20 protein-coding genes are annotated in these 24785 nt (G+C 56.0%); 1 reads left to right on the top strand and 19 read right to left on the bottom strand.

Translation table 11 applies throughout. From position 1 onward, the window contains the following. Window positions 1–17: 17 nt before the first annotated feature. From cyoA to GYN08_RS21315, 11 genes are all read right to left on the bottom strand, one after another. The gene (cyoA, locus tag GYN08_RS21365) at window positions 18–992 is read right to left on the bottom strand and encodes a ubiquinol oxidase subunit II (protein WP_166279022.1); all 975 of its coding nucleotides are present in this window, start codon (window positions 990–992) and stop codon (window positions 18–20) included. Between the two features lie 576 nt (window positions 993–1568). Further along, window positions 1569–1811 carry a hypothetical protein gene (locus tag GYN08_RS21360; protein WP_166279019.1) on the bottom strand — a complete coding sequence of 81 codons (243 nt, stop codon included), beginning with the start codon at window positions 1809–1811 and terminating at the stop codon, window positions 1569–1571. 246 nt (window positions 1812–2057) lie between these two features. Then, window positions 2058–3407, bottom strand: coding sequence for a GH1 family beta-glucosidase (locus GYN08_RS21355; RefSeq protein WP_166279016.1), 1350 nt, complete (start codon window positions 3405–3407; stop codon window positions 2058–2060). Between the two features lie 104 nt (window positions 3408–3511). Next, window positions 3512–5863: a glycoside hydrolase family 95 protein gene (locus tag GYN08_RS21350; RefSeq protein WP_166279013.1), complete on the bottom strand. Its 2352-nt coding sequence runs from the start codon at window positions 5861–5863 to the stop codon at window positions 3512–3514. Window positions 5864–6152: 289 nt separating this feature from the next. Further along, the gene (locus GYN08_RS21345) at window positions 6153–7886 is read right to left on the bottom strand and encodes an ABC transporter substrate-binding protein (RefSeq protein WP_235946427.1); all 1734 of its coding nucleotides are present in this window, start codon (window positions 7884–7886) and stop codon (window positions 6153–6155) included. Between the two features lie 147 nt (window positions 7887–8033). Next, window positions 8034–9767, bottom strand: coding sequence for an ABC transporter substrate-binding protein (locus tag GYN08_RS21340; RefSeq protein ID WP_166279010.1), 1734 nt, complete (start codon window positions 9765–9767; stop codon window positions 8034–8036). Between the two features lie 381 nt (window positions 9768–10148). Continuing rightward, on the bottom strand, window positions 10149–11852 hold the full coding sequence (locus GYN08_RS21335; protein ID WP_166279007.1) for an ABC transporter substrate-binding protein: 1704 nt from the start codon (window positions 11850–11852) through the stop codon (window positions 10149–10151). A gap of 171 nt (window positions 11853–12023) precedes the next feature. Further along, complete coding sequence (locus tag GYN08_RS21330; protein ID WP_166279004.1) at window positions 12024–12932, bottom strand: carbohydrate ABC transporter permease; 909 nt, start codon at window positions 12930–12932, stop codon at window positions 12024–12026. 13 nt (window positions 12933–12945) lie between these two features. Then, the gene (locus GYN08_RS21325; RefSeq protein WP_166279001.1) at window positions 12946–13941 is read right to left on the bottom strand and encodes an ABC transporter permease; all 996 of its coding nucleotides are present in this window, start codon (window positions 13939–13941) and stop codon (window positions 12946–12948) included. Window positions 13942–14156: 215 nt separating this feature from the next. Continuing rightward, a complete protein-coding gene (locus tag GYN08_RS21320) occupies window positions 14157–15743 on the bottom strand; it encodes a response regulator transcription factor (protein WP_166278998.1) in 1587 nt (528 codons plus the stop codon). Next, window positions 15740–17569 carry a cache domain-containing sensor histidine kinase gene (locus GYN08_RS21315; protein WP_206023866.1) on the bottom strand — a complete coding sequence of 610 codons (1830 nt, stop codon included), beginning with the start codon at window positions 17567–17569 and terminating at the stop codon, window positions 15740–15742. Before GYN08_RS21315 ends, GYN08_RS21320 begins: the two co-directional genes overlap by 4 nt. A gap of 218 nt (window positions 17570–17787) precedes the next feature. On the opposite strand from GYN08_RS21315, the gene GYN08_RS21310 reads away from it, so the two are divergent. Then, window positions 17788–18747, top strand: a complete 960-nt coding sequence (locus GYN08_RS21310) for an MraY family glycosyltransferase (RefSeq protein WP_166278992.1) — start codon at window positions 17788–17790, stop codon at window positions 18745–18747. 96 nt (window positions 18748–18843) lie between these two features. Here GYN08_RS21310 and GYN08_RS21305 read toward each other — a convergent pair whose 3' ends face one another. The 8 genes from GYN08_RS21305 to GYN08_RS21270 all read right to left on the bottom strand — a co-directional run bounded on the left by GYN08_RS21305 (window position 18844) and on the right by GYN08_RS21270 (window position 24669). After that, on the bottom strand, window positions 18844–19356 hold the full coding sequence (locus GYN08_RS21305; protein WP_166278989.1) for a GNAT family N-acetyltransferase: 513 nt from the start codon (window positions 19354–19356) through the stop codon (window positions 18844–18846). A gap of 135 nt (window positions 19357–19491) precedes the next feature. Beyond that, complete coding sequence (locus GYN08_RS21300) at window positions 19492–19686, bottom strand: YwbE family protein (protein ID WP_166278986.1); 195 nt, start codon at window positions 19684–19686, stop codon at window positions 19492–19494. Between the two features lie 182 nt (window positions 19687–19868). After that, the gene (locus GYN08_RS21295; RefSeq protein ID WP_166278983.1) at window positions 19869–21074 is read right to left on the bottom strand and encodes a metal ABC transporter substrate-binding protein; all 1206 of its coding nucleotides are present in this window, start codon (window positions 21072–21074) and stop codon (window positions 19869–19871) included. Between the two features lie 17 nt (window positions 21075–21091). Then, a complete protein-coding gene (locus GYN08_RS21290) occupies window positions 21092–21925 on the bottom strand; it encodes a metal ABC transporter permease (protein WP_166278980.1) in 834 nt (277 codons plus the stop codon). A 5-nt stretch (window positions 21926–21930) separates the two neighbouring features. Beyond that, a complete protein-coding gene (locus GYN08_RS21285) occupies window positions 21931–22644 on the bottom strand; it encodes a metal ABC transporter ATP-binding protein (protein ID WP_166278977.1) in 714 nt (237 codons plus the stop codon). A 178-nt stretch (window positions 22645–22822) separates the two neighbouring features. Further along, the gene (rpmG, locus tag GYN08_RS21280) at window positions 22823–22972 is read right to left on the bottom strand and encodes a 50S ribosomal protein L33 (RefSeq protein ID WP_087801633.1); all 150 of its coding nucleotides are present in this window, start codon (window positions 22970–22972) and stop codon (window positions 22823–22825) included. Between the two features lie 143 nt (window positions 22973–23115). Then, a complete protein-coding gene (gene rpsN / locus GYN08_RS21275) occupies window positions 23116–23385 on the bottom strand; it encodes a 30S ribosomal protein S14 (RefSeq protein ID WP_166278974.1) in 270 nt (89 codons plus the stop codon). A gap of 78 nt (window positions 23386–23463) precedes the next feature. Further along, window positions 23464–24669: a GTP-binding protein gene (locus GYN08_RS21270; protein ID WP_166278971.1), complete on the bottom strand. Its 1206-nt coding sequence runs from the start codon at window positions 24667–24669 to the stop codon at window positions 23464–23466. Window positions 24670–24785: the final 116 nt, after the last annotated feature.

The following is a 24785-nucleotide window of genomic DNA, read 5'->3' as shown; positions in this document are numbered from 1 at the left end:
GCGGCCAAAGCCGGGTATCAATGCCCGCTATGCGAGGAAGAATGATCTTCCGAGTCCGCGTTGTTGGCGTCGGCCGTAGCCGCTCCGTTCGTTTCTCCGGCCGAAGCGCTGCCGTGTTCGTGCAGCTCGGCGCCTTCATGCATGTATTTCGTCACGATGCTCTCGTAGATGCCGTTCGGGAACGAAGCGTACAGCTTGGGTTCTTCCTTCTCGGTCGGCTTCGAAAGCTCTTCGTACGACTCCGCCGTCAGCGTCTCCGGAGAACTTTTTGCTTCGGCGATGAAGTTCTCGTACTCTTCTTCGCTCGTCGCATTGACGTCGAACGTCATGTTCGCGAAGTGCTCGCCGGTGAAGTTCGCGCCGGTACCGAAGTACGTTCCCGGCTCGTCGGCCTGCAGATGCAGCGCCATGGACATGCCGGACATCGCGTAGATCTGTCCGCCGAGTTCCGGAATCCAGAACGAGTTCATCGGCGAATCCGCCGTCAGTTCGAAGCGAACCGGATGTCCTTCCGGAATCGTGATCGTGTTGACTGTCGCGATGCCTTCTTCCGGATAGAGGAACAGCCATTTCCAGTTCAGCGACACGGCTTGGATGACGACTTCATCCTTGTCCGAAGCCAGCGCCTTGGAAGGCTCGAGTTCGTGCGTGTAACGAACCGTCACGATTGCCAGAGCGATAATGATGACAATCGGAATTCCCCACCAGATCGTTTCCAGCAGGTTGTTGTGCGCCCATTCCGGCTTATAATCGGCTTTCTTGTTGCTGGCCCGATAGCGCCAAACAATGACGAACGTGATAATCAGCACCGGCACGATGATAACCGAGCACAGTAACGTGGTGATGATAATCAGGTCCAGCTGCTTTTCCGCAATCGGTCCCTTCGGATCGAGAACCATGTAGTTCCCGCAGCCCGAGAGCAGCAGCATCGTCAGAACAAGAGTGACGGCCGAGAAAGCTGCACGAACGAGCGATCTTCGTTTTTTGCTCATGTAGATCCCCTCTCCTTGTTGAACGCTCAAGTCATTCGATAAGCATTTCACACAATAAAACGCAACTTTGATTCTACACTTAAAGATAACAGAAATGAACAGATTTTTCGAAAAGTTTTGACTTTGTTAACAAAGATGTCAAACTATCCGGTTTGTTTGGTGATATTGAGCCTTGAAAAAGGCCATATTCAACCATCTTACTTTCCTTCCATAACCGACTATTTTTCTGCTCCCCCCTCACTTTATTTCAATTTTTAATTTTTCTCTTCCTTTATATACTCTTAATAGCCTTTAACGTCTTCAGGTCCGATCCTAAACATCTTTCTGCGGTCCCTCTCCCCTCCTTCTTGCCTGTCTTTCCTCTATTATCGACCATTCGTTCGCCCTTTGCCTGCTTGGAAAATCGTTTTGTTCGACACTTCTGTGACATATCTCACATTTCCGGGAAAAATGCTCCAACTTCCGTTCTTATCCCCTTCTTTTTCCGAAAAACGCATTAAAAATCCCCGAATCGATTCCTCCCGGAACCCCATTCGGGGATAACGCCCAACAAAAACGGCTTGCGTCCGTAACCCGTCAGTTTTCGACCTTGCCTTTGCCTTCTTCCTTGCGCATTTGCGCCATCCCTACCGCCCGGCTGAGGCCGTAGATGATGATACTGCCGACGATAAATCCGATACCGACCATGACCGGATAACTTTTATCGCTAAAGTTGCCCAGATCCATGACGATCATCACGATTCCGATAACCATCAAGACAATGGAGATGATGGTCGCAACCAGCATGAGACCTCTGGTGTTCTTCGCTTCGCGGTTCATTGTCCTGCCCCCTTCTTTTGATGCCGCTTCCGCGGCTCGAATCGTTTGGTTACTTCCCATTAACTCTTTTGAGGGCCGTTTAAACAATCCGGCTAACCTGCCGGCTGCGGCATGCCGAAAAGGACGCGGGTTTTCGCGTCCTTTTCGCTGCCGTGGTTATTTGTCACGCAAGGCCGCTGGGAACTTCGTTCCCTACGCTACTCCTTGCGCTGTACCCGCAAGCCGCTGGGAACTTCGTTCCCTACGCTACTCCTTGCGGGTTTCCATCCAATTGTTTTTTACGACGTTCTGGTACCAGTAGAAGCTCTCTTTCGGCGTGCGCTTCAGGGAACGGTAGTCGACGTGTACAAGGCCGAATCGCATGCGGTAGCCTTCCGCCCATTCGAAGTTGTCCATCAGCGACCAGGCCATATAGCCTTTGAGGTTGATGCCGTCGGCGATCACGCGGTGGATCTGGGCGATATGCTGCTGAAGGTAGGAAATGCGGCGCGTGTCGTTGACTTTGCCGTTCACGACGTCGTCGTTGATGCAGGCGCCGTTTTCCGTAATGTAAATGTCGATGTTGCCGTATTTTTGCAGGTAATGGATGACGTCGTACAGGCCTCTCGACTCCACCGGCCAGCCGATATCGGTCTTGGTCAGGCCCATGTCCACTTCTTCCATCTGCAGATAACCGCCGTTCGGGTTGAACTTGTTGACGCTCATCGAATAGTAGTTGATCCCGATATGGTCGATCGGCTGCGCGATGGCCTCCATGTCGCCTTCCTGAATCGGAGGAACATGGCCGGACTGCTCGAACCAGTCGTACAAAGGCTTCGGATAACTGCCCTTGTAGATCGGGTCGAGGAACCAATCGGAATAGACTTGAATATTGCGATCCGCCGCGCCTTTGTCTTCCTCGCTCTTGGAGTAAGGAACGGCCCAAGCGACGTTCGGCGCGATGCCGATCTTGCCGTCCACGCCGAGTTCGCGGAATTTGGACACGGATTTGCCGTGCGCGACCAGCACGTGGTGGGCGACGTCCAGCGCGGCCTGCAGATCCTGCTTGCCCGGAGCATGGACGCCGATCACGTTCGACAGGAACGCGATGCACCACGGCTCGTTAAAGGTCAGCCAGTATTTGATTTTGCCGTCGAATTCGCGGTACATGACTTCGGAAAACTTGACGAAAGCGTCGATGCTGCGGCGGTTTTCCCACCCTCCCACGTCCTGAAGCGCCTGCGGCAGATCCCAGTGGTACAGCGTGCAGAACGGTTCGATGCCGGCTTCCAGCAGCTTGTCGACGAAGCGATGGTAGTAGTCCAGGCCTTCGCGGTTGATCTCCCCGTCGCCGTCCGGAATGATGCGCGGCCACGAGATGGAGAAACGGTACGTGTTAATGCCGAGCTCCTTCATCAGTTCGATGTCTTCTTCGTAGCGGTGATAGCTGTCGCACGCCACGTCCCCGTTATCGCCGTTATAGACCCGGCCGGGCGTATGGGAGAACGTATCCCAGATGGACGGACCGCGTCCGCCTTCCTTCGCGGCTCCTTCGATTTGGTAAGCGGCCGTGGCCGTTCCCCATTTGAAGTCGTTCGGAAATTGAAAAATCGTCATAGTTGTCGTTCCTCCATAGGCTTGTTGTCGTTTGGTTTATTGCAAAAATTCGGCAGGGCAAACAAGAACTTCGGCGGGATTCCGCCCCCTGCCTTGCGCATCGCCTACTCGAAGGCGATGCGCAAGGTCTGGCCGGCCGCGATGCTCAGCTCGCCGGCAAAGCTTCCCGCTTCGCCCGCCGCGGCCGGCGAAGCCCCTTCAAAGGCGCGGTCCGCGCGCAGCCGGACCGTGCCGGAGCGGTCGGCCGCGATCTCGGCCGACCGCAGCTGTCCGCCGCGCCATTCCAGCGCGACGGTAAAGCCTCCCCGCGCGCGCAGCCCGCGCACGGAGCCGTCCGCCCAAGCGGCCGGAAGCGCCGGCAGCAGATGCAGCTCGCCGAGATGGCTCTGCAGCAGCAGCTCCGCGATGCCGGCGGTTCCGCCGAAGTTGCCGTCGATTTGGAACGGCGGGTGGTCGTCGAACAGGTTCGGATGCGTCGAGCGCGCCAACAGCGTATGCACGAAACGGTAGGCGCTCTCCCCGTCCAGCAGGCGGGCGTACAGATTGATCAACCATGCGCAGCTCCAGCCCGTATGGCCTCCTCCGTTCGCGATGCGAGCCTCGAGCGAGGCCTGCGCGGCCCGAAGCAGTTCCGGCGCGTCCTGACGGTTGATGGATCGGCCCGGGTACACGCCGTACAAATGCGAGACATGCCGGTGCCCCGGCTCGTGTTCTTCCAGCTCCGTTCCCCATTCGAGCAGGCGACCGTCCGAGCCGACCTGCAGCGGCTGCAGGCGTTCCAGCGCCGAACGGAATTCGTCGGCTTCCCGGCTTTCCAGACCAAGCCGTTTCTCGGCTTCGAGCGTCTGTTCCATGACGTCGCGAATGAGCGTCAGGTCCATCGCCGAACCGAATGCCGTGCTGCACGGCTCCCCGTTCGCCATGCGGAACTTGTTCTCCGGCGAAGTCGACGGGGCGGTCGTCAGGCGGCCGTCCGGACCTTCGACGAGCCAATCCAGAGCGAACAGTGCCGCTTCCCGAAGAATCGGATAGGCTTGGTCTCGCAGGAATTGTTCGTTTCCGGTAAATAAGTAATGCTCCCACAAGTGGGAAGTCAGCCAAAGTCCGCCCATCGGCCAAAACGCCCAGCTGGCATCTCCGCCGGACGGCGTCGTCATTCGCCACAGATCGACGTTATGATGCGCCGTCCAGCCGCGGGCGCCGTAATGGATCTTCGCCGTGCGGCGGCCGGCCTGCGCCAGTTCCCCGATCATCTTCAGCATCGGTTCGTGGCACTCGCCGAGGTTGACGCTTTCGACCGGCCAGTAATTCATCTGCACGTTGATGTTCGACGTGTAATTGCTGTTCCAGGGCGGTTCGATCTGATCGTTCCAAATGCCTTGGAGATTAGCAGGCTGCGTCCCCGGACGCGAGCTGCCCATAAGCAGATAGCGGCCGTAATGGAAGTACAGCGCCTCCAGCGCCGGATCGGACGCCCCCTGCTTGTAGGCTTCCAGCCGCTCGTCCGTCGGCAGCTGCGCGCGCTCCTGGCCGCCCAGGTTCAGTTCCACGCGTCCGAACAACGCCGCATGGTCGCGGACATGGCGTTCGCGCAGTTCCCGCTCGCTCAGTGCCGAAGCGGCGGTAAGCCAGCTTTCGCACAGGCGGTCCGGGCGTCGGCCTCCGCTCTCGGGCAGTTTGTCGTACGCCTCGAAGTTGGTCGCTGCGGCCAGCAGCAGCACGACCTTGTCCGCGCCGCGGATCTCGATCCGCCCGTCCAACGCGCGAACTTCCCCGCCTTCCGCCAGCGTCTTCAGCTGCGCTTCGAAGCGCATGCCTAGACCTTCCTCGAACAGGATCGCCTGCGGATGATCGCGAAAATAATTCGATTCCACGTGGCTCGGCGCCATGCCTTTCATCGTCAATCGTCCATCCGTAAACGCGGCCGTCTCATACGGCAGAAGGCTTTCCAGCGCGACGTCGATATCGATGGATTCCGCCCGGTCGGCGCTCAATACGACGGTCAGCACCTGATCCGGCTCGCTGATCCAGACTTCGCGCACAAATCGGGTACCCTCTACCGTAAAGCTCGTCTTCAATATCCCGTTCGACAAATCGAGTTCGCGCTCGTATCCCGCAGTCTCCCCCCCGCCGATCCGGTCGATATACAGGTCTCCCAGCGGCTGATACGCTTCCGTATTCCAGCCCAGCATGCGTTGATTGATCAACTTCTCCGCCTCGTCATATTGTCCCGCGAAGATCAGTTCCCGAGCCTGCTTCAAATAGCGCTGCGCGTCATAATTGACTTTATCCCGCGGAAAACCCGACCACAGCGTATCTTCGTTCAACTGCAGCCGTTCCCGGCGTTCCCCGCCGAACACCATGGCGCCAAGCCGCCCGTTGCCGGCCGGAAGCGCCTCTTCCCAGCGCGCCGCAGGCTGTCGATACCATAATTTATACGTTCGATTCTGCTCCATTCCGACTAACCCCCGTTTTTTTAGAAAACGTTTTAGGTACGTTCCGGTTCACTCCTGTTGAAAATGCTTACAACCCGTTCTCAGTATAAGTCAGCCGGCAGCTGAGCGTCAATTCATTACTTTAAATTTGATCGACGATTTCGACAAATTGCAACCGTGCTCGAACATAAAAAAGCGGGGAGTTGGGGTAACGAATCGTTTACGCGCAGCTAAAAAACTTCGTAAAAACAGCCTCCATCCGCGGGGATGAAGGCTGTTCGCTTATGCTTGCCGTATGATTGTCGCCTGCTTATTTGGCCGACCAAGCTTCAACCGTGTCTTTGATCAGCTGCGTATACATCGCTTCCATTTCCGGAATGTTGGAACCTTCGAGGTCCGTCAGCATTTGATCGTAGATGGCGTCGAATTGATCCGGGCTCGCTACGATCGCGGCCGGGATAGCTTTGCGCACGATGTCCTGCGATTTTTGGAACGGTACCGTGAAGTCCGGCGTGCTCGGCGAAGGCAGATTGTACGCCGCGCCCCATGCCTTAACCGGGAATTCGTCTTTGCCCGGGAACAGGTCTTTCCAAGTCGTCGCGTTGTACGCTTTCAGCGCTTCCTTCATCGGCTCGCTGTAGTTCGCCGTGATCTGCTCCGGATAGTTCGTCGTGTAATAGTTGTCCGTCGAGTCCTTGACGCCGTCGCCGTAGCGGACGGACAGCGGAGCGTACAGGCCGATGCCGGATTCTTTCGTGAACGCGGCATTGTCGTTCGTCTTGCGGTCCTGCACGTCGTCCGGAATAACGCGCTTGCCGTTTTCGACTTTGTAATGCGTGCCTTCGATCCCCCAGTTATTGAGGATTTGCGCTTCGTCGGAAGCCATCCAGTCGAGGAACTCAATCGCGCGAACCTGCTCTTCTTCGCTCAGCGATGTCGTCAGACCGACGCCGTAGCCCGATCCGTTGCCGATATCGACGAAAGAATGGTCTTTATACTCTTCCGTGAGGGTCACCGGGAAGTGTCCGTACGTGCGCTCGTGCTTGCCGGCGCCTTTCAGGGCGTTTTCGGCTTCCTGGTAGTCCCAGTTCTGATCGATCAAGCCGAGGACGCGTCCGCTGGCGATCTTCGCCAGGTACTGGTCGTTCTTCTGCGTAAACGATTCTTTGTCCAGCAGGCCGGTGTTGTACATATGGTTCAGCCAGCGGAAGTATTCTTTTTCCTCCGGACGCTTGTAGTGCAGCTTCGCTTCGTGCGTCTCCGGGTCGATATAGAATTCGCCGTCATCCGGGCCGCCTGTCGCGTATACCGCAGGGTTGGTAACCGTGATCATGATCTTCCAGTCGTCCGCGTTCAGCGTCAGCGGAATGGTCGGCTGCCCGTCGATCGTCGGGTTCTTCTCGTAATATTCGCGCAGCGCGTTTTCGAAGTCTTTGACGGTGCGGATTTCCGGATAGCCGAGTTCTTTCAGCACGGCCAGCTGAAGCTCGAATCCGCCGCCTGCGTCAAAGTACGTGTGATCGACCATGGTATTGGTAGGGATGGTATAGATGGATGGATCGTCCTTGCTGTATTTCAGGCGGTTCATGTAAGGACCGTAGATCTTCTTGATGTTAGGCGCATGCTTGTCGATCAGGTCCGTCAGGTCCACCATCGCCCCGGCTTCGACCAGCTTGCTCGTCTCGCCTTTCGGGAAGATGATGTCCGGGTAATCGCCGGAAGCGATCATCAGCGCGACCTTCTGCTGGTCGGTACCGCTGACGGCAAATTCCGCGTTCAGCGTGACGCCCGTCTTTTCCGTAATGGCTTTGCCGACCGCGTCCTGCATGGAATTCCAGTTCGGGCTGGCATCGCCGCCGAAGAACGAAAAAGTAACCGGTTCGGTGCTCGGTGCCGTTTCGGCAGCCTTGTTGTCGCCTCCTGCAGACGCTCCCCCGTTTGCATTGTTTGTATTGCTTGCCGTATTGCCCCCGCTGCATCCCACTGCTGCCATAGCCATTGCCGTCAACAATACCGTCGCCTTTAATCCCTTACTTGTTCCCATTGTCTCTACGCCCCTTTGAAGATTGATTTTATAAGCAGACCCGACGATTTAAAACGCTTACATTTATAGTTGATAGAAAGCTTCCGCTTTACTTTTCAAACGGAAGCTTTCGCCTAACTCATGAGTCTCGCAACCGTAGGCCGCAAATTACTTGCTTACCGGTTCGCTTTCCCAAAGTTCAACCGTGTCCTTGATCAGCTGCGTATACATCGCTTCCATTTCCGGAATGTTGGAACCTTCAAGGTCCGTCAGCATTTGATCGTAGATGGCGTCGAATTGGTCCGGGCTCGCTACGATCGCGGCCGGGATAGCTTTGCGTACGATGTCCTGCGATTTTTGGAACGGTACCGTGAAGTCCGGCGTGCTCGGCGAAGGCAGGTTGTACGCTGCGCCCCACTTTTTAACCGGGAATTCGTCTTTGCCCGGGAACAGGTCTTTCCAAGTCGTCGCGTTGTACGCTTTCAGCGCTTCCTTCATCGGCTCGCTGTAGTTCGCCGTGATCTGCTCCGGATAGTTCGTCGTGTAATAGTTGTCCGTCGAGTCCTTGACGCCGTCGCCGTAGCGGACGGACAGCGGAGCGTACAGGCCGATGCCGGATTCTTTCGTGAACGCGGCGTTCTCGTTCGTCTTGCGGTCCTGCACGTCGGCCGGAATAACGCGCTTGCCGTTTTCGACTTTGTAATGCGTGCCTTCGATCCCCCAGTTATTGAGGATTTGCGCTTCGTCGGAAGCCATCCAGTCGAGGAACTCAATCGCGCGAACCTGCTCTTCTTCGCTCAGCGCCGTCGTCAGACCGACGCCGTAGCCCGATCCGTTGCCGATATCGACGAAGGAAGGATCCTTATACTCTTCCGTGAGCGTCACCGGGAAGTGTCCGTACGTGCGCTCGTGCTTGCCGGCGCCTTTCAGGGCATTTTCGGCTTCCTGGTAGTCCCAGTTCTGATCGATCATGCCAAGGACGCGGCCGCTGGCGATCTTCGCCAGGTACTGGTCGTTCTTCTGCGTAAACGATTCTTTGTCCAGCAGGCCGGTGTTGTACATATGGTTCAGCCAGCGGAAGTATTCTTTTTCCTCCGGACGCTTGTAGTGCAGCTTCGCTTCGTGCGTCTCCGGGTCGATATAGAATTCGCCGTCATCCGGGCCGCCTGTCGCGTATACCGCAGGGTTGGTAACCGTGATCATGATCTTCCAGTCGTCCGCGTTCAGCGTCAGCGGAATGGTCGGCTGCCCGTCGATCGTCGGGTTCTTCTCGTAATATTCGCGCAGCGCGTTTTCGAAGTCTTTGACGGTGCGGATTTCCGGATAGCCGAGTTCTTTCAGCACGGCCAGCTGAAGCTCGAATCCGCCACCTGCGTCAAAGTACGTGTGATCGACCATGGTATTGGTAGGGATGGTATAGATGGATGGGTCGTCCTTGCTGTATTTCAGGCGGTTCATGTAAGGACCGTAGATCTTCTTGATGTTCGGTGCATGCTTGTCGATCAGGTCCGTCAAGTCCACCATCGCCCCGGCTTCGACCAGCTTGCTCGTCTCGCCTTTCGGGAAAATGATGTCCGGATATTCGCCGGAAGCGATCATCAGCGCGACCTTCTGCTGGTCGGTACCGCTGACGGCAAATTCCGCGTTCAGCGTGACGCCCGTCTTTTCCGTAATGGCTTTGCCGACCGCGTCCTGCATGGAATTCCAGTTCGGGCTGGCATCGCCGCCGAAGAACGAAAAAGTAACCGGTTCGGTGCTTGCCGCCGCTTCGGAAGCCGAGTTATTCTCGTTCCCTTTCGGTGCTGCCGTCTTTGCCGTATCGCCGCCACCGCCGCATCCTGCCGCTACGACAAGCGTGCTTGTCATCAGCAGGGCTGCTATTTTTTTTGTATTCCCCTTCATCAATCTACATCCCCCTTTGGATGATTTTTTTATATGTGTACAACGGGCAGCGCCCGGTCATACCGTCGATTAGCTTTCTTTCTCTCTTCTCATTATTTCCTTTTTGAAGTTAATTGTCATATAAAGCGTTTACATTATTAGAAAATAATTAAACTTTGTTCTTAAGCCTGTTTTTAACCTAATTTATGAGTTATTTCGGATTAGGATAAAGCGGTTTCGAACAAAGCTGAAATAATTACTTCATATAATGTAAGTGCTTACAGTAAGAATATAACCCCAGTGCCGCTTCGTGTCAATACAAATGTTTATTTTTGATTAAAAAAGAAAAAGAACCCTTCTCAGGATTCTTTTTCTAGTGATTCGGTTATGAAATTCGACGAATTATTTGCCTGTGCCCCACAGCTCAACGGTGTCTTTGACCTGCTGGCTGAAGATTTCTTCCATCTTGACGATGTCCGGAGCGTTCAGCTCTTTGATCATACCGTCATAGATGGCATCGAATTTGTCCGGTGTTGCCAGAATGGCTTCCGGAATGCGCTTGCGCACGATGTCCGTTTGTTTTTGGAACGCTACCGTATAAGCAGGGTCGCTTGGAGCCGGCAGGTTGAACGCGGCACCCCAAGGGCTTGTGCCCAGTTCTTCCGGCTGCGGGAACAGATCTTTCCAAGTTTTCGCGCCGTATTCTTTCAGAGCGTCTTTTTCCGGTTGGGTATACGCACTCTGAATTTGTTCAGGGAAGTTCGTCGTGTAGTAATTGTCCGTAGCGTCCTTCACGCCGTCGCCGTAGTGAGGAGCCATTGTCGTGTACTGGCCGATACCCGTTTCTTTCGTGAACGCGGCGGTATCTTTCGTTTTGCGATCCTGAATTTCTTGCGGAATCACGCGTTTGCCGTTTTCGACGTTGTAGTGCTTGCCTTCGATGCCCCACTGATACAGCACTTGACCTTCGTCGGAAGCCATCCAATCGATGAACTTGATTGCGCGAATTTGTTCTTCTTCGCTCAGGTTCGTCGTCAGACCGATGCCGTAACCGCCAGGGAAACCTACGTCCATGAAGGAGTGATCTTTATACTCTTCGCTCAGCGTAACCGGGAAGTGTCCGAAGATGCGGTTCTGCATTGTGGCGTCGCTCGAACCTTTCAGCACGTTTTCGGCTTCGCTGTAATCCCACTCCTGGTTGATTGTGCCCAGAACGCGGCCGCTGGAGATTTTCGCTTTGTACTGGTCGTCTTTTTGCGTAAACGTTTCTTTATCCAGCAGACCTTCGTTGTACATTTTGTTCAACCAACGGAAATATTCTTTCTCTTCCGGACGTTTGTAGTGCATTTTGACTTCGAACGTTTCCGGATTGATGTAGAATTCGCCGTTATCCGGCAGGCCGGTTGCCAGGAAGGCCGGGTTGGTTACCCCGATCATAATCTTCCAATCGTCCGCATTCAGCGTCATCGGAATGGTCGGTTGGCCGTTAATTGTTGGATGCTTGGCATAATATTCCTTGATGGCGTTCTCATAATCTTCAAGCGTGCGAATTTCCGGATAGCCCAGTTCTTTCAGCACTTCCAGCTGAAGCTCGAAGCCGCCGCCCGCATCGAACGAAGTTTGTCCGACGCCGTTATAAGTCGGGATAATGTAAATCGATTGATCTTCTTTGCTGTATTTCAGGCGGTTCATATCTTCCGCAAACATTTTCTTGATGTTCGGGGCATACTTGTCGATCAGGTCCGTCAGGTCGACCAGCGCGCCGGCTTCCACCAGTTTGCTTGTATCGCCTTTCGGCATGATCAAGTCCGGATATTCGCCCGAGGCGATCATCAGCGGGATTTTTTGCGTATCGCCGCCGATTGCGTACTCGGCATTCAGCGTAACGCCCGTTTTTTCCGTAATGGCCTTTCCGACTTCGTCTTTCATGCCTACCCAGTTCGGATTCGGATCGGCGCTGAACATGCTGAATTCAACCGGTCCGGTTTCCGTATCTGCCGCTTTGCTGCTATCGCCCGTACTGCTGCTGCCGCCGCCGCAAGCTGTCAGACCCACGATGGATGCCAAGGCTACCGGTGCTACCCACTTCACTTTTTTACTTACCACTTCAAAAAACCTCCCTTTTTCAATCACCCTGAAAGTTTTATCTCTATTTGAGCTCTTTATCAAAATGTCCGAAAGAATGATTCAGGCGAATTTCGCAAAGCGCCCTTTGTAGATCGGGAGGCCGGAGCCTCCCGTAAATACCTGAGGAACAAGTTTCGGATCGAGATCCGATTACGATTTGACCGCGCCCAGCGTCATGCCGCTGACGAAGTATTTTTGCAGGAACGGATAGACGACGAGGATCGGTACCGTAACGACGATGGTAATGGCCATTTTGATCGATTCCGGCGAGATTTGGGACATCTTCTGCGCCATATCGTTTGCGTTGATCATTTGGCCGCTGCCGCCCTGCTGGGTGCTTTGAAGCACCTTCATCAGTTCGAACTGCAGCGTCGTCCATTCCGGGTGACTGCCGTTGTACAGATAGGAGTCGAACCAGGAGTTCCACTGTCCGACAGCCAGGAACAGCGCGATCGTCGCGAGTACCGGCTTACAGAGCGGCAGGATGATCTTCCAATAGATGGTGAAATCGTTCGCTCCGTCGAGCTTGGCCGATTCCTGCAGCGCATACGGCAGGCCGTCCATGAAGGAACGGATGACGATGACGTTGAACGCATTGACCAAAGTCGGCAGGACGTATACCCAGAACGTTCCCAGCAGGTCCAGATCGCGGAACAGGATGTAGACCGGAATCAGGCCGCCGGATACATACATCGTGACAACCAGGAACGTCGATGTGAATTTGCGGGCCTGGAAGTCGGGACGGCTGAGCGTGTAGGCCAGCATCGAGGCGCTGACCAAGCCGAACAGCGTACCGATAACCGTCCGGAGAACCGAAACCCAGAGACCGCGGATCAAACCTTCATACTGGAAGATCTGCTGATAGTTTTCGAAAGTGAAAACCCGAGGCAGGATCGTGATGCCGCCTTTGACCGTATCGGACGATTCGTTGAGCGAGATCGCCAGCACGTTCAGGAACGGATACAGCGTCACGACCAGAACCAGCGACATGATGATGATATTGACGACGTCGAATACTTTATCGCCCCGTGTGGCGTTGAAAGCTTTAGGTGCTGCCATAACGTTCCCCCCCTTACATGATGCTTTCTTTGGATACTTTTTTGAAGATGCCGTTTACCGTGAACAGCAGGATAACGCTGACAACGGAGTTGAAGATACTGATTGCGGTACCGTACGAGAAGCGTCCCATCTGCAATCCGTACTGCAGCGCGTACAGTTCAAGCACCTGCGAGTATTCCTGCACCAGGTTGTTGCCGAGGAGGAATTGTTTCTCGAAGCCGATTTGCAGCAGGTGACCCACCTGCATAATGAACAGAACCGAGATCGTTGTCCGGATGCCCGGAAGCGTGATGTGCCACATTTGTCTGTAGCGGTTTGCGCCGTCGACCCGGGCGGCTTCGTATTGTTCCTGATCGATGCCCGTGATCGCCGCCAAATAGATGATCGTGCTCCAACCCATTTCTTTCCAAACGTCGGAAGCGGTTACAATGTACCAAAACCACTCGCCTTTGGCCATGAACTGGACCGGTTCGTTAATAATATGGAGTCCGACGAGCAGGTCGTTGATCGCGCCCCCCTGAGTCGAGAGCATTTTGGTTACGATACCGGCCACGACGACCCACGATACGAAGTGGGGCAGGTAAGAGACCGTCTGAACGAACCGTTTGAACAGCATGCCTCGCAGCTCGTTAAGCAGCATGGCGAAAATGACGGGGATGATGAAGCCGACGACCAGGCCCATGACGCTCATCGCCAGCGTATTGCGCAGCGCCAGATAGAAGCGGTCATCCGTGAAGAGTTCCTGGAAATGCTTGAACCCGACCCATTCCTGAGCGAAAAATCCTTTGGCCGGCTTGAAGTTCTGGAAAGCCATCGTCCAGCCCCACAGAGGCAGGTAGCTGAATACGAAAGCCCAAATGACAAAGGGTAGCGACATTAGATACAGGTACTTTTGCTGCAGAGCAGTGCGCCAAAAGCTAGGTTTTTTAAAGCGCTTACCGGCGTTTGCTTCGGCAGCAGGAGCACCCGGGCTGTTTTTGGAAGTTCCGCCTGGTGTGAGCGTTTCCATGTATATGACCCCTCCTGATTTCCTTTATGTCCTAATGATAAGCGTTTTCTTTGAAAGCGCATACCCTATGAATTTTAGACAAAATCATGCGAAAATTAGACATCAAAAACGTCCCACCCGAAAATTCGCAAAAAAAGGGGGGATAAATTAGAGATCGCTCTCCGATTCATCCCCGGGCGCCCCTCTGACGGGACGATTCCTTGGTTCGGTGCTTTTTATTGTTCGCCGCTCTGCTGCTCGCCGTGCATTTCGTTCCGGTAAGCCGAAGGCGAAGTCCCGACGTATTTGCGGAACTTCGAGTGGAAATAATCGGCGTTGGAGTAGCCTACCCTCGCGGCAACCTGATGAACTTTCAGCCCCTGGCCCAGAAGTTCCTTCGCTTTGTCCACTCTGACTTTGTCGACGAAAGCGTTAAAATACTCGCCGGTATAATTTTTGAACAATTTGCCCAGATAGCCGCTGTTGTAGCCGAACATTTCCGCCAGCACCTCAAGCTTCAAGTTCTCGCTGTAGTTGCGCCGGATAAAGTCGATCATCTGTTTCAGCACCGTGTCTTTGTTCGCTCCGCCGAAGCGGTCGATCAGTTCGCCGAGCCGATCGCCGACCTGGCGCTTCAGCATTCCGTAGCTCTGCGCCTGGTTGACGTCCGACAGCAGCAGGCTGTGATAGTTCTGGGCCAGTTCCGCCGCGGAGGAAGCGCTCGAAGACAGCTTGCCGAGCGCCAGCGATAGCGTCCGGGAATATTCTCCCCGCACCGCTCCTTCGTCCATACGCCGGCTTACCGCCGTCCGCTCGAGCTCGGCCAGCACCTTGTCCACGGCATCGCGGCTGCGGATATCCAGCGCGTAATACAGCTTATCTCCGAGCTGCGGACCGTCTTCCGCTTCGTCGTCAGTCCCTCGGGCATCGCCGGCGGCGAAACGTTCCTCGTACGCCGCCCGGTCGATCAGCGAACCGCTCTCGAAGAAAAAGCGGGCGTGCAGCAGCTGTTCGGCTTCCCGGAACGAGGAGGCGATATCCGTCAAACGTTCGACGGTCGGCCCGCAGGCCGCGTGGAATTCCAGGTCGCCGGCCGCTTCGGCCAGCTGGCTTCGCAGCGTCTCTCCGCCTTCCACGTGACTCCGGCGCACCAGCAGCAGGCCGATATGGGAACCCGCCGAAAAAAGAACGTCCCCGCCTCTCTCTTCGAACGATTCTTTTAGGCGCTGACGGAACACGGCATGCTGCCGCGATTCCGTCTCGATTCCCCCGTGGGCGTCCAGCAGCGCGATGCGGTAGGCCGGCGCCGACAAGCCCAGTGCTCCGGCCAGCTTGGCCCGCTGCTCCTCGCCCAGAGGCTCGTCTTCGAACAGCAGCTCTTCGACGATCTGCGCCTTGGGCAGCGCCGACTCCTGCTCGATTCGGGCGCTTCGGGCTTCCTGCTCGCGCTGCAGCAGCTCGCGGACGCGCCGAAGCTCGTCCAGAAGTTCTTCCTCGTCCACGGGTTTAAGCAGATAACCGCTGACTCCGCTCACGATCGCGCGCTTGGCGTAATCGAATTCCGCGTAACCGCTCAGAATGAGGAAATGCGCCGACGAATTGTCTTTGCGCACCCTTTCGATCAGATCAAGCCCGGTCATTCCCGGCATACGGATATCCACGATGGTCAGATCGGGTTCGATTTGTCCGAATTTCTCCAATCCTTCTTTGCCGTTCGACGCCGTATCGACGATTTCGAATCCCTCGGTTTCCCAATCGACGATCGTGCGCAGCCCCTCGCGAATCATCGGTTCGTCGTCCACAATCAGCACTTTGTACATCATTCGTCCCTCCCGGCGGGTATCTTGAAATAAATTTGCGTTCCTTTGCCCAGCTCGCTCGAAATGTGCAGTCCGCATTCTTCCCCGTAAGTCATCACCAGCCGCTGATGCACATTGCGCAGTCCGATCCGGCTTTCTTCTTTCTCGTCTTTTTCGCGGATCGACTCTTCGACTTGGCGCAGCCTTTCGGGCGTCATGCCCGCTCCGTTGTCGATGACGTCGATCAGCACTTCTTCGCCGATTCGCGAAGCGTGAAGCGATACCGTTCCTTCCGCTTCCTTGTTTTCAAGACCGTGCACGATAGCGTTTTCGATCAAAGGTTGTACGATAAGCGGCGGCAAAAACACGTCCAGCGTATCGGGCGCGGCCGCCAGCTCGTAATGCAGCCGGTCGCCATGGCGGAACTTTTGAATTTCCAGGTAGGATTGGACCATGTCCAGCTCGCTTTTGAGCGAAGTATGCCTGTGGCCGATTTCCAGATTGCGGCGGATCAGCTTGCCCAGCAGCCTTACGATACGCGCGATATCCTTTTCCCCCTGGATATGGGCGCGCATGCGGATCGATTCCAACGCGTTGAACAGAAAATGGGGATTGATCTGGCTGGCGAGCATTTTCAGTTTGATTTCCCGCTGCATGACCTCGAGACGATTGTTGGCTTCGCTCGCCTCGTAGACCTGGTTCATCAGCTCTTTGATGTTGGTTACCATATAATTGAACTGTTCGGACAACTGCCCGATCTCGTCGTGCCCGTCGATTCTCGACACCGTATCCAGATCGCCTTCCGCTACCCGATTGAGGTTGCGGTTCAGCTTGAGCAGACGGGAGCTGATCAGGCGCGAATTGAAATAAACGGCCAGCAGCGCCATCAGCAAAATAAAGATAATCAATCCGGCTCCGATCAATCCGATCCGATTGGCGTCGTGCACGATGCTCTCGGACGAAAAGGCGGAGACGATCGTCAAGCCGTTTTTGCTGGATTCGGGAATAAGCGTATTGATCGAGACCCGATAATCCACGCCGTCGATATTCCGTTCGAAAGTCCGTTCCTGCTCCTGATCGCCGACCGCCACTTCGAATCCCATGTCGCTCAGCGTGCGTCCGATCGTGGAGCGGTCTTTGGCCGCGACGATATAGCCGTCCTTGTCTGCAACCATCGTATCGAACGGCTCCTGGCTGAGCAGCGAGTTCAGATAATCGGTATTCACCTGAATCACCAGTACGCCCAGACTGTTCGCGTTCGGGAAAAGAATCTGCCGGACCAGGCTGAGCTGCTTGGTCGCCGTCGCGTTCGACAGGTTCGTATAGGCCGTCGCGTCGTTTATATACGCCCATGCGATCGAACGCCCGCCGCGCTCGGCCGCCTCTTTGTACCAGGACGTTTCCCGAACTTTGCTGGTCGCGTTCATAAATTCCAAGTTGTCCTGCAGCGTCGGATTCTGCACGTACAGCTGGATGCTGCGAATCTCGCTGTACGCACGCGCATAGTCGGCAAAGTCGGTGTATCCCCGGTATGCATTGACCAGCATGATCGGATCGTCCGCCGGGTAAAGGGTAGTCGCCACCCTCTCCATATCCCGGTCAAGCAGCAGTTGGTTGGAGACGTTAATCGGTATCGTAATCTGGTTCTCGATCTGCGTCTTCATCCGCTGCACGTTGACTTCGGTCTGCTCCGTCGCCTTCTCGAGCGCGTCCTGCCTGAAATACTGGATCACGATAAAGCCGACGACCAGCACGGGAATCATGACAACGATTACATAGAAAAAGATCAACTTGTTGCGGATTTTCATGTCGTTCAGCCATCTGACAAATCGTTTTCTCACGTGTTTCATCCCCCGCATATTCGGCGGCGGCTGCCGCCTTCCGCCTTGCCGGTCGCACTGCGACTCGTTTTTATCATACCACAGAAAAGAGCCGCTGTTCATCCGGGCGGCAGGCGCCGCTTTCATCCGTTGCGAATTCGGGAAAACCGGACTATACTGACAACAGTGCCAAGCTGCGTCGCAGCCGGTCTTCGTACCGGTTCGCTCCGTACGTTCAAGGAGGATATATGCATTATTTAGCCGCTTTTCTGCTGTCTCTGGTCGTTGCCTTGATCCTGATTCCCTTTTTGCGCAGTTGGGCAATCCGGCTCGACTTCGTCGACAAGCCGCGCCCGGACAACGAACGCAAACTTCATCGCGAGCCGATTCCGCTGATGGCGGGAATCGCCCTGTTCGCCGGCTTCGCCGTTACTTACATATTTTTCAACGACATGACTCCTGCCGAGTCCGCCGCCATCCTTGGCGGTTCGCTTCTGATTCTGGCGATCGGGCTTGTGGACGACTGGTACAAAGTCAGCCGGCGCGAGTTTCCGGCGCTGCCCAAGCTGGTCGTGCAGCTCTCGGCCGCGCTGCTCGTCTACCTGGCCGGCATTCGCTTCTCCGGCTTCACCAACCCGTTCACGGACAGTTACGTCGTACTGCCGGAATGGCTGCAGCTCGTGCTGACGCTGCTGTGGATCTTCGGCGTCACGACCGTTATCAATTTCACCGACGGATTGGACGGCCTTGCGGGAAGCCTGGCGACGATCTCGGCGGGCACCCTGTTCGTCGTCGCCATCGCCCGGCACCAAGGCGATTCGGCGATCATGGCGATCAGCCTGGTCGGCGTAGGCCTGGCTTATCTGAAATTCAACAAACCGCCGGCAAAAGTGTACATGGGCGACTCGGGCGCCACGTTCCTGGGCTTCATCCTGGCGATCATCGCCCTGGACGGCGCGTTCAAGCAGGCCACGCTGCTCTCGCTGCTCGTGCCGATTCTCGCCCTGGGCGTTCCGATCTTCGACAACATTTTCGTCGTTCTGAAAAGATTGAAAAACGGCCAGAAAATTTACGAGGCCGACGCTTCGCAGATCCATTATCGTCTGCTGTCGAGCGGACTGAATCCCAAGCAGGTGCTGTTGGTGCTGTGCCTGGTCAGCGTCTGCCTCAGCTTGTCTTCGATCATTCTGCTGCTGCTGCCGATCTAGTCGGCTCCAACGCCAAACCCCCGCGTTCGATCATTGCGATCGGACGCGGGGGTTTTCGCTTTGCTGCCGTTCCGGCGGCCAGCAGGCCCGGAGACGCTATTTCCGGTTCATCCGGTAGTGAAGCAGCACCTGCGGACCGACAGGACCTTCCTGACGGTGACCGCGATCTTCGAATCCGGCCTGTTCGTATATATGCAGCGCCGCTTCGTTATGCTTGTTGATGACCAGCACGATCTCGTTCATGTCGGGGAAATAGTCGCTGACGAACTTGGGAAGCAGGCTCATTGCGCGCTTTGCGTAGCCTTTGCCCTGTTCGGGCAAATTCACCGAAAGCGAACGCACCAACATGGCGCGCGGCGACTCGGTAACGCTTCGGATCCGGTCCCCCCGGTGCAGAACGAAGAAACCTACCGGTTTCTTGTCGGCCAAAATCACGATCGGATGGCGGTCCCGGTCTTCCCTGCACAGCTGGATGGCCCTGACCGGCAGGGCCGTATATTTCTCCTGCTCTTCGGACACCTGATAGTCTTCGAACAGAGCCTTTTCGTACTCCGGACGGAAGAACCTCAGCTCCACCTTTTTCTCCGTCCCTTGGGGCATACTGCTCATCCTGCGTTCCTCCTGTCTTCCCTCCCGGCCGCCGCTGGGATGCGAGGCACGGCAGGAGCATATGAAGATGACGTTATTACCCTACTATTAAACGCGAATATTCCTTCTCTAATCGTCGATCGTTCCAAACGGAGCTTACTCGACGATCTGTTTGACCCGACCGACCTGGCCGTCCTGCAGCCGAACCTTGATTCCGTGCGGATGCGTGGCGGAATTGGTCAAAATATCTTTAACGACGCCTCTTGTCAGAGCGCCGGTCGGCTGGTCTTTTTTAAGTACGATATCGACCGTGAGTCCCGGCCGTACATCGGATCTGTTCTTTCCGTTCATCGTCTTCTCTCCTTCTTTTTCGGCTTTCCCTATCATAGCATAGTGCGTCGGTCGCCCCCAGTCCGAGAATTCTTTCCCTTTGCAAAAAAAGCGCCGGGTCTATGCCGAAAAGCCGACGCCCGCCCTGTCGGGCGAACATCGGCAAATCGGGCCGTGACCGGCCTGTGGAAATATCGGCGCGGCTATTCGTTCAGAGCCGCCTTCAACGCTTCCAGGTTGGTGCGCATGACGGAAAGGTAATCTTTGCCGGCGGCTTCTTCTTCCGCCGTCAGACCTTCGAGCGGATTCAGCACATCCGTTTTCGCTCCGATTTCGGAAGCGATCGCTTCGGCAACCTGCGACGACACGAGAGTTTCGAAGAAGATCGTTTTAACGTCGTGCTCCTTGGCGAATTCGATCACTTCCGCCATGCCCTGCGCGGAAGGCTCTTGGTCCGGCGACAGCCCCGCGATCGGAACCTGGGTCAGACCGTAGTCGCGAGCCAGATAGCCGAATGCGGCATGCTGCGTAATAAAGTCTTTGCGCTTTGTATTCGATAATCCGTCCTTGAATTCTTTGTCCAGCTCTTCGAGCTTGGCTGCGTAAGTATCGGCGTTGCTTTTGTATTGATCGGCATTGTCGGGATCGGCTTTGGCGAACGCGGCTTCGATATTGCGAACTTCGCGAATGGCTTCGGCAGGGGACAACCAGACGTGCGGATCAAGGCCGCCGTGATCGTGGTGATGTCCGTGGCCTTCTTCCGCTGCCGCGTCATGATCGTGGTCATGGCCTTCTTCCGCGGCCGCGTCATGATCGTGGTCGTGGCCTTCTTCCGCGGCCGCGTCATGATCGTGGTCGTGGCCTTCTTCCGCGGCCGCGTCATGATCGTGGTCGTGGCCTTCTTCCGCCGCCCCGTCGTGATCATGGTCGTGGTCGTCGCCATGGCTGTGGGAATGTCCGCCGGCGCTTTCCATGATTTCAAGGCCCGCGCTCGCTTCCACAGGGGTCATCTTGGAGCCCGACGAAGCGTTCACGACCTGATCAACCCAGCTCTCCATGCCTGCGCCGTTATAGACAAGCAGGTCGGCTTCTTGAATCTTTGCGATATCCTGAGGAGTCGGTTCCCAATCATGCGGCTCCATGCCCGCCGGAACGAGCAGATGGACGTCGGCCAAGTCTCCGCCGACGCTGCGCGCGAACTCGTACATCGGATAGAAGCTTGTCTCCACCTTCAGCTTTTCCGTCGGCGCCGCCGTCTGTTCGGACTGCGTACCCGTATCGTTTTCGGCCCCGTTATCCGTGTTCGCCGCGTTATTCGCCGCATTCGATCCGCATCCGCCCAGTACGAGCATCAAGCTGAGCAGGGAAGCTCCTACCGCCGCTTTTGTTCTGCCGTGTTTTCTATTCATTGTTTTCCTCATTCCTTTCAAATGGATGGTTCCGTTACGCCCCGTTTCCTTCTGATAAAGACCGATGCCTTTTGCAGGCCGATACCCAGCAGCAGGAAAGCCAATAAAATCAGCGCGATCGTTCCGCCGGGGGGCATATTATAAAAGTAAGAGACGGTCAATCCGCTAAAAATCCCCGTCAATCCGACGACGATCGCGATCACGACGGCCGAGAGAAATCCGCCGGCAATCCGCAGCGCGAGCGCGGCCGGCAGAACCAGCAGCGCCGAGACCAGCAGAACGCCCACGATCGGCATCGCCGCCGCCACGGTCATCCCCGTCAGAACGGAAAAGGCCGTCGTCAGCGTCCGTACCCGCACGCCGCTGATTCCCGCCGCTTCCTCGTCGAACGTCAGATCGTACATCGGCCGGCGAAAAACGAAGAAGAACAGCAGTCCGACGACCGTCGCGCCTCCGATCAGCCAGAGCTGAGTTTCGCTCACGGCTACGATCGAACCGAACAGGTATGAATTGAAGCTCTGCGAGAGCGTCCGGCCGAAATTCATCAGCACGACGGCCAGAGCAAGGCCTCCCGTCATCATGATGGCGACCGGAACTTCCGCATAAGTGCGATAGCCTTTGCGCAGCCGTTCGATCAGCAGCGCCGCGACGACCGCCGCGGCAAAACCGCCGACGGAAGGGTTCATGCCTGTGAGGGCCCCTGCGGCAACGCCGGCCAGCGACACGTGAGACAGCGTATCGGCCAGCAGAATCTGCCGGCGAAGCATTAAATAAATGCCCAGAATCGGCGCGATCAATCCGATCAACGCGCCGGCCAAAAAAGCGCGCTGCATAAATTCGTAAGCCAGCATCGCCGTTACCCCATTTCCCAACGGTCATCCGCGGCCGTTTTGCCGATATTCGCGGAAGTCTCGACCGATTCCGTCTCGAGACGCTCCAGCGTTATGACGCGGTCCAAATAGCGGCCCGCTTCTTCCAGACCGTGCGTGACCATGACGACCGTTACGCCGTGATGGCGCACCTGATGCTTCATCAGCCGATAAAGCGCCGTTCGGCTGCGCACGTCCATCCCCGTCGTGGGTTCGTCCAGAATGAGCACGTTCGGACATTGCACCAGCGCTCTCGCGATACATACGCGCTGCTTCTGGCCTCCCGACAGCTCGCCTATGCGGCGGCGTCTGAGCTCCCACATGCCGACCTGCTCAAGACTGTCCCGCACGAGCCTCTCCTGCTCGGAACCGAAGCGGCCGAACAATCCCAGGCGCGAATGGCAGCCGGAACGTACCAGTTCGATGACCCGGCTCGGAAATCCGGAATTGAACGCCGAAGCGTTTTGAGGAACGTAGCCGATCACCGGCTTTTCTCCGTCGAACGCTTCTTGGTTCAGCCGGACCTCTCCGCTCCACGGCTTCAGCAGGCCGAGCAAAATTTTCAGCACCGTCGTTTTGGCCGTGCCGTTGGGACCGGTAATCCCCAAAAACTCTCCCTTATGGATATCAAGCGACACTCCGTTGACGACGGGGCTTTCGCCGTAACCGAACACGACATTTTCCATGGAAGACAATATCATGGCGAACACTCCTTAAATAAAACCCGCGCAATTTAAAAGAGGGGCAAATGCTTCCGCCCCCCTTGCTCTTGGCTTGCTTCCCGCAGCGACCCAAATCCGGAAATCCGAGCGGCGGGAGCTCCGCGCACATGCGGGCCGTCGGCGTACCGACAGCACTTCGCAGACGCTTCTGCGGGACTTACCGCGTTTCGCGGTGAATCGTATACTTTTTGAGACGCGGGCAGTATTTTTTCAGTTCCAGCCGCTCGGGATGGTTCCGTTTGTTTTTCGTGGTCGTATAATTGCGGTCTCCGCACTCGGTGCAGGCCAGGGTCACGATGACTCTCATGGTTGAATCCTCCTCTGTATTTGCGTCGGTGAGGCGAAAAGTCGAACCCGACTCTTAATAGTTATCGTAATTTTTACGATTAATTTTAAGCATAAGGAATGAATCGTCCCTTGTCAACTCCGACGGACGACTTGAGCTTTTATTTACCAGCTGGACTTCGTAACGCCCGGAATCTGTCCTTTGTGCGCCAGTTCCCGGAACATGATCCGGGATACTTTGAACTTGCGCAAATAGCCGCGGGGACGTCCCGTCATTTCGCAGCGGTTTTTCAACCGGGTCGGGGAAGAATCGCGAGGAAGCTTTTGCAGCGCCGCGTAGTCGCCTTTCGCTTTCAATTCGCGGCGCAGCTCCGCATATTTCGCTACCGTTTCCTGACGCTTTTTCTCGCGTACCACTTTCGATTTCTTTGCCATGTTTATGCGCTCCTTTTCATTTTGGGATATCGCTTCTTATTGGGTGCGAAGGGACCCGGACGCCGTCTTTGCGCTCTCTTACGCGTCGGCCGTCTCGGCGGCCGCCCACGGCAGCGGGTTCGGGAAGCTTCCCCAGTCCGCCTTCATTTCTTCTTCGCTGAGCAGGCAGGCGTCCAGCTCCGCTTCGATTTCTTCCCGGTCCATTCCGATTCCGATCAATACGAATTCGTTGATCCGGTCGCCGGTCTCGTCGTCCCATCCTTCCGACAGCTCGGGCTGCCCGGCCAACAATTCGCTGCGCTCCGCCTCCGGCAGGCCGGCAATCCAGCTTCCCGCCGGTCCGAACTGAATCGAGGGGCCCGCCTGGCTGAAGCTGGCCGCCCAGTCTTCTTTGACGGCCAGCCATATCAGGCCTTTGGCTCTCACGATTTCAGCCGGCCACTCGCCCAGCGTTTCGGCCAATCGCTCCGGATGGAAAGGACGTCTGCGGCGGTAAACGAACGAACCGATGCCGTACTCTTCCGTTTCGGGCGTATGCTCTTCCTTCTGCAGCTCGCGGATCCAGCCGGGCGCCAGGCTCGCCTGTTCGAAGTCGAACCTGCCCGTATTCAGAATCTCCGCCGGATCGACTTCGCCGCGCACCGTGCGAATGATTTTCGCGGAAGGCTGAAGTTTGCGCAGCACGCCTTCCAGCCGCGCAAGTTCTTCTTCTTCGACCAGATCGCATTTGTTGAGCAGCAGCACGTCGCACATCTCGACTTGGTCGATCAGCAGGTCGGTCACGTCGCGCGTATCGTCTTCGGCGGTCGCCTGACCCCGCGCGAGCAAACTTTCGCCCGATTCGAAATCATGCCAGAACCGGTAAGCGTCGACTACGGTCACCATGCAGTCGAGCCGTGCCAGGGAAGTGAGATCGACGCCCGTCGTCTCGTCGGCATAAGTAAACGTCTGGGCGATCGGAACCGGCTCGCTGATGCCCGTCGATTCGATCAAAATGTAATCGAAGCGTCCTTCGGCCGCCAGCTTCTCCACTTCGCGCAGCAGATCTTCCCGCAGCGTGCAGCAGATGCAGCCGTTGGACATTTCGACGAGCTTCTCTTCGGTACGCGACAATCCCGCTTCGCCGGCTACCAGCCCGGCGTCCACGTTGATTTCGCTCATGTCGTTGACGATGACCGCCACTTTCATGCCCTGACGATTGTGAAGAATATGATTGAGCAGGGTCGTCTTGCCCGACCCCAAATAACCGCACAGGACGGTAACGGGAATTTTTTTTGCTTCCATTTATACTGCTCCTCGAATCTAATAGTAATTATTACGATTAACAACCGATACTATACGCCTTTTCTTACGGGGTTGTCAATGTCCGCGCAAAAAAAAAAGAAACCCGGCTTCTGCCG

Origin of the sequence: Saccharibacillus alkalitolerans, from assembly GCF_011090185.1 — a bacterium.
GTDB classification, from domain to species: Bacteria; Bacillota; Bacilli; order Paenibacillales; family Paenibacillaceae; genus Saccharibacillus; species Saccharibacillus alkalitolerans.
The sequence above is the reverse complement of the archived record's forward strand: the minus strand, read 5'-3'. Positions and strand labels throughout refer to the sequence as shown.

Excerpts from the sequence above, each read along its gene's own strand:
- GYN08_RS21330 (WP_166279004.1), bottom strand. The coding sequence starts at position 12,932 with ATGGCAGCACCTAAAGCTTTCAACGCCACACGGGGCGATAAAGTATTC.
- GYN08_RS21360 (WP_166279019.1), bottom strand. The coding sequence starts at position 1,811 with ATGAACCGCGAAGCGAAGAACACCAGAGGTCTCATGCTGGTTGCGACC.
- GYN08_RS21290 (WP_166278980.1), bottom strand. The coding sequence starts at position 21,925 with ATGCTGGCTTACGAATTTATGCAGCGCGCTTTTTTGGCCGGCGCGTTG.
- GYN08_RS21350 (WP_166279013.1), bottom strand. The coding sequence starts at position 5,863 with ATGGAGCAGAATCGAACGTATAAATTATGGTATCGACAGCCTGCGGCG.
- rpsN (WP_166278974.1), bottom strand. The coding sequence starts at position 23,385 with ATGGCAAAGAAATCGAAAGTGGTACGCGAGAAAAAGCGTCAGGAAACG.
- GYN08_RS21270 (WP_166278971.1), bottom strand. The coding sequence starts at position 24,669 with ATGGAAGCAAAAAAAATTCCCGTTACCGTCCTGTGCGGTTATTTGGGG.
- GYN08_RS21300 (WP_166278986.1), bottom strand. The coding sequence starts at position 19,686 with ATGAACGGAAAGAACAGATCCGATGTACGGCCGGGACTCACGGTCGAT.
- GYN08_RS21285 (WP_166278977.1), bottom strand. The coding sequence starts at position 22,644 with ATGATATTGTCTTCCATGGAAAATGTCGTGTTCGGTTACGGCGAAAGC.
- GYN08_RS21325 (WP_166279001.1), bottom strand. The coding sequence starts at position 13,941 with ATGGAAACGCTCACACCAGGCGGAACTTCCAAAAACAGCCCGGGTGCT.
- GYN08_RS21355 (WP_166279016.1), bottom strand. The coding sequence starts at position 3,407 with ATGACGATTTTTCAATTTCCGAACGACTTCAAATGGGGAACGGCCACG.
- rpmG (WP_087801633.1), bottom strand. The coding sequence starts at position 22,972 with ATGAGAGTCATCGTGACCCTGGCCTGCACCGAGTGCGGAGACCGCAAT.
- GYN08_RS21315 (WP_206023866.1), bottom strand. The coding sequence starts at position 17,569 with ATGAAACACGTGAGAAAACGATTTGTCAGATGGCTGAACGACATGAAA.
- GYN08_RS21310 (WP_166278992.1), top strand. The coding sequence starts at position 17,788 with ATGCATTATTTAGCCGCTTTTCTGCTGTCTCTGGTCGTTGCCTTGATC.
- GYN08_RS21345 (WP_235946427.1), bottom strand. The coding sequence starts at position 7,886 with ATGGGAACAAGTAAGGGATTAAAGGCGACGGTATTGTTGACGGCAATG.
- cyoA (WP_166279022.1), bottom strand. The coding sequence starts at position 992 with ATGAGCAAAAAACGAAGATCGCTCGTTCGTGCAGCTTTCTCGGCCGTC.
- GYN08_RS21305 (WP_166278989.1), bottom strand. The coding sequence starts at position 19,356 with ATGAGCAGTATGCCCCAAGGGACGGAGAAAAAGGTGGAGCTGAGGTTC.
- GYN08_RS21295 (WP_166278983.1), bottom strand. The coding sequence starts at position 21,074 with ATGAATAGAAAACACGGCAGAACAAAAGCGGCGGTAGGAGCTTCCCTG.
- GYN08_RS21320 (WP_166278998.1), bottom strand. The coding sequence starts at position 15,743 with ATGATGTACAAAGTGCTGATTGTGGACGACGAACCGATGATTCGCGAG.
- GYN08_RS21340 (WP_166279010.1), bottom strand. The coding sequence starts at position 9,767 with ATGAAGGGGAATACAAAAAAAATAGCAGCCCTGCTGATGACAAGCACG.